The sequence below is a fragment of the Methylobacterium crusticola genome, from assembly GCF_003574465.1.
Taxonomy (GTDB): domain Bacteria; phylum Pseudomonadota; class Alphaproteobacteria; order Rhizobiales; family Beijerinckiaceae; genus Methylobacterium; species Methylobacterium crusticola.
Genome location: NZ_QOWC01000308.1, coordinates 1 through 6,671, shown reverse-complemented (window position 1 = coordinate 6,671; position 6,671 = coordinate 1). Strand labels below are relative to the sequence as shown.

General features: G+C 75.3%; 6 protein-coding genes. 4 read left to right on the top strand and 2 right to left on the bottom strand.

Going from position 1 to position 6,671, the window contains the following annotated elements; genetic code table 11:
- On the top strand, positions 1-570 hold a 570-nt coding region (gene nusG, locus DT057_RS33415), incomplete at its 5' end, for a transcription termination/antitermination protein NusG (protein ID WP_128566322.1).
- A gap of 70 nt (positions 571-640) precedes the next feature.
- Here the strand turns inward: nusG and DT057_RS33410 are convergent.
- Positions 641-1,057, bottom strand: coding sequence for a hypothetical protein (locus DT057_RS33410; RefSeq protein WP_128566321.1), 417 nt, complete (start codon positions 1,055-1,057; stop codon positions 641-643).
- Between the two features lie 127 nt (positions 1,058-1,184).
- On the bottom strand, positions 1,185-2,156 hold the full coding sequence (locus DT057_RS33405) for a glycoside hydrolase family 19 protein (RefSeq protein WP_128566320.1): 972 nt from the start codon (positions 2,154-2,156) through the stop codon (positions 1,185-1,187).
- A 446-nt stretch (positions 2,157-2,602) separates the two neighbouring features.
- Here DT057_RS33405 and DT057_RS33400 point away from each other — a divergent pair, with 446 nt between their 5' ends.
- The 3 genes from DT057_RS33400 to DT057_RS33385 all read left to right on the top strand — a co-directional run.
- Positions 2,603-3,232 carry a hypothetical protein gene (locus DT057_RS33400; protein WP_128566319.1) on the top strand — a complete coding sequence of 210 codons (630 nt, stop codon included), beginning with the start codon at positions 2,603-2,605 and terminating at the stop codon, positions 3,230-3,232.
- 172 nt (positions 3,233-3,404) lie between these two features.
- The gene (locus DT057_RS37675; RefSeq protein WP_477458716.1) at positions 3,405-5,897 is read left to right on the top strand and encodes an anti-CBASS protein Acb1 family protein; all 2,493 of its coding nucleotides are present in this window, start codon (positions 3,405-3,407) and stop codon (positions 5,895-5,897) included.
- A gap of 113 nt (positions 5,898-6,010) precedes the next feature.
- Positions 6,011-6,671 (top strand): DUF2213 domain-containing protein (locus tag DT057_RS33385; RefSeq protein WP_128566317.1); only part of this gene is annotated, 661 nt, incomplete at its 3' end.

Here is a 6,671-nt window from a genome sequence, read left to right as displayed (position 1 = left end):
CGCCCGGCGGCGATCCGGCGCCGGCGCCGGCCGGGCCGGCCGGACCGCATCCTCGTGGCGCCGGACCGGGTCTGGGTCGTGGCGACGAGCCGGCCGCGCTGGTCGGCCCGCGCCGCCCGCGACCTCGAGGCGGCCGGCATCGCGGCCTTCGAGCCGCGCGAGGAGATCGAGCTCGTCGCGCCGAGCGGGCGCCGCCGCCTCGTCCGCGTGCCGCTGCTCCACCGCACGCTCTTCGTCGGCCTGCGCGACGACGCCGAGCTGGCGCTGGTCGAGAGCCATCCGGGCATCGCGCAGGTGCTGTTCCGGGAGGGGCGCGCGGTGGTGATCGCGCCGGCGGTGCTCCAGGGCTTCGCCGACGCCATCACGGGCCACGGCGAGGACGGGGAGGCGGTGTCGGCGGTGCTGTTCGCGCTCGGCGAGACCGTCCGGGTGACCGCCGGGCCGCTGGCGCCGCTCACCGGCACGGTCGAGGCCGTCGACCCGGCCCGCCGCCGCTACCGCGTGGCGCTCGCCCTGTTCGGGCGCGAGACCCCGGTGGATCTCGGCGAGGAGCAGATCGAGCCGGCTTGAGCCGGGCGCGGCGCACCCCGGGCGGCCCCGGAGGGGCAGCGGCCGGCCCGGGCCGCGGTCCGCCGGCCGGTCAGTAGATCTTGTCCAGCATGTTGTCCGAATCCTCGAAGACCAGCAGGCCGGTCTTCGACGTGCTCGTCTCGAGGCTGGACTTGAACTCGACCAGCTTCTCGGAGAACCAGGCGGGATCGTGTCCCGCCCGCGCGCAGCTGCTGTTGCGCACGACCGTGTCGCCGCGAAGGACGGCCAGGCCGGCGGGCCGCGCGCAATCCCCCCCGACGCACTCGGTCAGCAGGTACCGGAACCGGCCCTGATCGAACCAGACCTGCCGGATCAGGGCCCGCGGGCTGGCCGGGGAGACCGTGCCCTTGAACCGGTGGCCGTTGCCGATCTCGGCCGCGTAGCTGGTCTCGATGCGCCCCGCGGTGCCGTACCGGTAGGTGATCCGCTCGATCGCCTCCTGCTTCGCCGTCGCGCACAGCGACACCGCCTTCGCGCCGAGCGAGCACGAGAACAGGACGTCCTCCGCGCCCTGGCAGAGGGAGGCGGCCTTCTGTCCGGCCGCCGGGCCCGCCGCCGACAGGCACAGGATCGCGGCCGCGACGCCGCGGGCCCTACTTGAAGACGCTGTAGGCCGACTTGAAGTGCTCGCAGCGCGCCTTGTAGCTCTTGGTGTGCTTGTTGATGACACGCGTGATCCGGTCGACGTCGTCATCGGTGTGGCCCCTGTCCGCCAGCAGATGAAGCTTGTGCTGCGCCCAGTAGCAAACCGCCGAGCGCAGGCTGTAGGGGAAGTCGCCCACCAGATCCGGCTTCGCCACGAAGCTGATGTAATTCGACGTATTTGCGATGTCCTCGACGTACAGGGCGGCATATTGTTGGGTGATCTGCGAATAGGTGCTGCGCCCGGTGACCTGGATGAGGCCGCGTCCGCGGAAGTTCCAGCCGTCCCCGCTCTCGGCGTTGCCGTTGCCGTTCCGCCCGGCATAGGCCTTGTTGGCGATGTCCTGCTGCCTGGCGGCGCGGGTGATCCTGCGCGTCCTGGGATCGCGCTCGTACCCGTCCTCCTCGGCCTCCTTCTTGTGAAGCTTGTAGTAGAGGAACAGGTGCAGGCCGTCCGGGCTGTAGGACAGGCTCTCGACCGTCGCCTCGAGGCCCGGCCCGCTCTCCTCCCGCAACTGCGCGAAGAAGTGCGCCTTCCGCAGCGGGCTGCCGAGGCCGTACTTGGTCAGGTTCCGGTTGAGCTCGCCCGCGACCTGCTGGAGGTACTCGTCGCCGGCCTTGGGAAACAGCCGCTTCAGCTGCTTCTGCGTGATGGCGCTCCGCCCCGCGGCGGTCGTGGACGCGCCCGAGCCCCCGAACCCGTCGGAGAGGCGGCAGCCGTCCTGCAGCTTGAGGTAATACTGGATGATGGTGTGGTTCGATAAGTGCTCGATCCGCAGGACGTCCGAGCACGCGAGGCGGATCTTCCGCATCAGGTGATCGTCGCCGAGCGCGAGCCTGAGCGCCTGGTCCGTCGGCCCGGCAGCCTGCCTGTGCTCGGTGAGGGCGTGGCCGAGCCGGGACGAGATCGGATGCTTCCTCATGGGCTCACCTGCTCTGCCGCGAGGTCGGGCCTCACGCCCCGCCGATCCCGCCGCGTCGACGGGCGGCCGGACACGGCCGCCGCGGCGGCGCGCGAGGGACCGTCCTCCCGGCGCGCGACGCATGGCTGGAGCATAGACCGGGGGCGTTCCCGGCGCCACCCGGGCCGGCCCCGCCGGCCCAGGCAGCACCGCACCGTCCATTCCCCTGCGGCATCGCCGTTCCGGAAAAGAACGTTTGACGAACATACGCGGAACAGCTATCAGAGGGACAGGTTATCCAGGTCTGCGGCCCGCCTCTTCGGCAAGCCGCTCGACTGCCTCGCCCCGCGAGGATGTGTCCCTGGACCCGGCCCACGGCATCACCGAGGCGACGGGCGGCTCGTGCCCCGGCTCCTGCTCCGGCACGGGCTTGCGCGACGCTCGAGGGAAGGCGGGGCCGACGGATCATGGCGCGGCGGATCATCGATTGGGCGGGGATCGAGGCGGCCTGGCGCGAGGCGCCGGGCTCGGTCCGGGAGATCGCCCGCCGGTTCGGCGTGAGCCACTCCGCGATCCTGCGCCGCGCCCGGACGGGGGCGTGGGAGGCTCGCGCGGGAGCCGCGCCGCGGCGCCCTCCCGCCGGCGCCGGGACCGTCGCGGTCGCCGGGGGCGGTCTTCCGGCGCGCGAGCGGGTGGTCGGCGGGCACCGGGCGGTGGTGGCTCGGGGCGCCGTCCTGACGCTCCAGCTCCTCGACGAGCTCCTCGCCGCCTCGGCGGGGATCGGCGAGGTCGAGGCCCTGATCGCCGCGGCGGCGCAGGACGAGGCCGGGCGCGCCGCCCTGGAGCGGGCCATGTCGCTGCCGAAGCGCACGGCCGCCCTGCGGGACCTCGCCGCGGCGGCGCGGCTCTGGATCGTCCTCGAGCGGCAGGCCTGGGGCCTCGACGGCAAGGGGCAGGACGGCAAGGCTGGTGACGACCCCGATCTCCCGGACCCCGCGGCCGCGCTCCGGCTCCTCGACGGCGAGCAGCGCGCGCAGCTCCGGCGCATCGCCGAGGTCCTGGCTGTCCGACCCCCCGGCGATCCTGCGGGCGCTTGACCGGCTCGACGCGGAGGAGAGCCTGGCGGGCTTCGTCCGCCGTGCCTGGCCGGTGATCGAGCCGGGCGCCGCCTACGTCGAGGGCTGGCACATCGGGGCGATCGCCGAGCACCTCGAGGCCGTCACGGCCGGGCAGATCACCCGGCTCCTCATCAACGTGCCGCCCGGCGCCATGAAGAGCCTCATGGCCGGCGTGTTCTGGCCCGCCTGGGAGTGGGGCCCGCGCAACCGGCCGTCCCTGCGCACCGTGGCGGTCTCCCACAGCCACCGCCTGGCACTGCGCGACAACCTGCGCACCCGCCGCCTCGTCACCTCGGACTGGTACCGGGCGCTCTGGGGCGACCGGGTCAGGCTCGCCCGCGACCAGAACCGCAAGCAGCGCTTCGAGACCACCGCCACGGGCCTGCGGGAGGCGGTGGCGGCGGGCTCGATCACGGGCTCGCGCGGCGACCGGGTGGTGCTGGACGATCCCCTCTCGGTCGCGGGCGCCGACTCGGAGCGCGTGCGCGAGGCGGTGAACCGCTGGTTCCTGGAAGCCGTGCCGACGCGCCTCAACGACCCCCTCCGCTCCGCCATCGTGGTGATCATGCAGCGCCTGCACGAACGCGACCTCGCCGGCACCATCCTGGCGCGGGACCTCGGCTACGAGCACCTGATGCTGCCCATGGAGTTCGAGGCGGAGCGCGCCTGCGCGACCCGGATCGGGTTTCGCGACCCGCGCCGCCGGGAGGGCGAGCTGCTGTTTCCCGCCCGCTTCCCCCGCGCGGCGGTGGAGCGCGACAAGGCCGTGATGGGCCCCTACGCGGCGGCCGGCCAGTTCCAGCAGCGGCCGGCCCCGCGCGAGGGCGGCCTGTTCAAGCGGGCCTGGTTCCCGGTCGTCCGGGCGGCCCCGGCGGCCTGCGCCTGGGTGCGGGCCTGGGACCTCGCCGCGAGCGTGCCGCGGGCCGGCTGCCGGCCCGCCTGCACGGTGGGACTGAAGCTCGGGCGGGGGGAGGACGGGCGGCTCTACGTCGCCGACGTGCGCCGCGACCAGCTCTCGGCGGGGGGGCGTCGAGCGCCTGATCCTCGCCACCGCGGCCGGCGACGGCCCGGGCTGCCGCATCCTCCTGCCGCAGGATCCCGGCCAGGCCGGGAAGGCGCAGAGCCGGTACCTCGTCGGGCGCCTCGCCGGCTTCGACGCCCGGGCCACGCCCGAGAGCGGCGACAAGGCGACCCGGGCCGCGCCCGTCTCGGCCCAGGCCGAGGCCGGCAACCTCCTCCTCGTCGCCGGGGCCTGGAACGACGCGTTCCTGGACGAGCTCTGCGCCTTCCCGAACGGCGCCTACCTCGACCAGGTCGACGCCCTCTCGCGCGCCTTCTCGGCGCTGGCCCGGCCCGGATACGGCCTGCTCGGAGTCCTCTGATGTGGCTCGCCGACCGCCTCGCCAACCTCGTCTCGGGCCTCGGCGGCCCGCGGGACAAGAGCACCGGGAACCTGCACGTCCACGTGCCCCGCGCCCGGGCCGAGCTCGACGCGGCCTACCGGGACAACTGGCTCGCCCGCAAGGTCGTCGACATCGTGCCCTTCGACATGCTGCGCGAGTGGCGGGCCTGGCAGGCCCCGCCCGCGGAGGTCGCCGCCATCGAGGCCAGCGAGGCGCGGCTGCGCCTGCGCGGGACGCTGCTCCAGGCCCTGCGCCTCGCCCGCCTGCACGGGGGCGCGGCGCTCCTGATCGGCGACGGCGCGCCCGACCCCGCCGCGCCCCTCGTGCCGGAGGCGGTCGGGCAGGGGGGCCTGCGCTACCTCCACGTGCTGCCCCGCGGCGCGATCCAGGCCGGCGCGGTCGAGCGCGACCCGCTCTCGCCCTGGTTCGGCGAGCCCGCGCTCTACACGGTGTCGGGAGGCCAGACGGTCCATCCCTCGCGGGTGGTGCGCCTGCTGGGCGCGCCCCTGCCGGACGCGGCGGGGGACGGCTGGGGCGACAGCGTGCTCCAGGCGCTCCTCGAGGCCGTCGACCAGGCCACGGCGGCGGCGGCCCACATCGCCGCGATGCTGCCGGAGGCCAAGCAGGACGTGATCTCGGTGCCGGGCCTGTCGCAGCACCTCTCGACCGAGGACGGGACGCAGCGCCTCACCGAGCGCTTCGCCTACGCGGCCCGGATGAAGGGCCTGTTCGGGATGCTCCTCCTCGAGGGCGACGGCCGCAGCCCCGAGGGCGAGCGCTACCAGCAGAAGCAGATCGACTTCTCGGGCCTGCCCGAGGTGGCGCGCCTGTTCCTGCAGGTCGCCGCCGGGGCCGCCGACATCCCGGTGACCCGCCTCATCGGCCAGTCGCCCGCCGGCCTCAACGCCACCGGCGAATCCGACATCCGCAACTACTACGACCACGTCGCGGCCCGCCAGACCGTCGAGCTGACGCCCGCCATCGCGCGCCTCGACGCGCTCCTCGTGCGCGACGCCGTCGGCCGTCACGACGGCGCGATCCGGTACGCCTGGCGCCCCCTGGCGCAGGCGAGCGCGCGGGAGAAGGCGGAGGTCGGCCGCCTCAAGGCCGAGACCGCCGCGACCCTCGCCCGCGAGGGCCTGGTCCCGCCCGCGGTGCTCGCCGCCGGCGTCGAGGGCTGGCTCTCCGGCGCCGACCTGTTCCCGGGCATCGCCCCGGCCTTCGCCCGGCGGACGGCCTGAGCGGGGCCGCCCGGGCGGTCCGGGATCCCGCTCTCCCGCCCCCCCCGACCGGGAGCGGGCCGGCCCTTCGCCCCGCTCCCGGGGCGCCGGGCCTCCCACACGTGAGGGACACGATGCAGCTCTTCGACACGATCAGCCTCGGCCCGGCGGCCGAGATCGCGGGCGCGCGCCCGCTCCAGAACGGCGCCGTGGTGGTGCAGGCCCGGGCGGCGCGGGCCGGCAACGTCCAGGTCTACCGCGGCAGCGAGCTCGCCCGGCCGGACCTCGGCCTGGTCCGGGTCTACCGCGACCCGGACGAGATCTTCCGGGCCGAGTCCCTGCGCAGCTTCGGCCACAAGCCCGTCACCCTCGACCACCCGCCCGAAGCGGTGACGCCCCGGACCTGGCGGGGCGTCGCCCGGGGCCACGTCGGCGACGAGGTCCTGCGCGACGGCGAGTTCGTGCGCATCCCGATGCTGCTCGCGGATTCCGCCGCGATCGCGGCCGTGCAGGCGGGGCGGCGCGAGGTCTCGGTCGGCTACACCTGCGACCTCGACTGGACGCCGGGCCTCGCCCCCGACGGCAGCCCCTACGACGCCCGCCAGACCCGGGTGGTGGTCGACCACGTCGCCATCGTGGCGCAGGGCCGCGCCGGGCCGGGCTGCCGCATCGGCGACCGCGACCCCGCCGAGCTCGCGCGCCGCCTCGCCGAGGCGGAGGCGGCGCTCGCGCGGCGGGACGGCGAGATCGCCGCCCTGCGGGCGCAGGCTCCCGACGCCGCCGCCCTCGACGCCT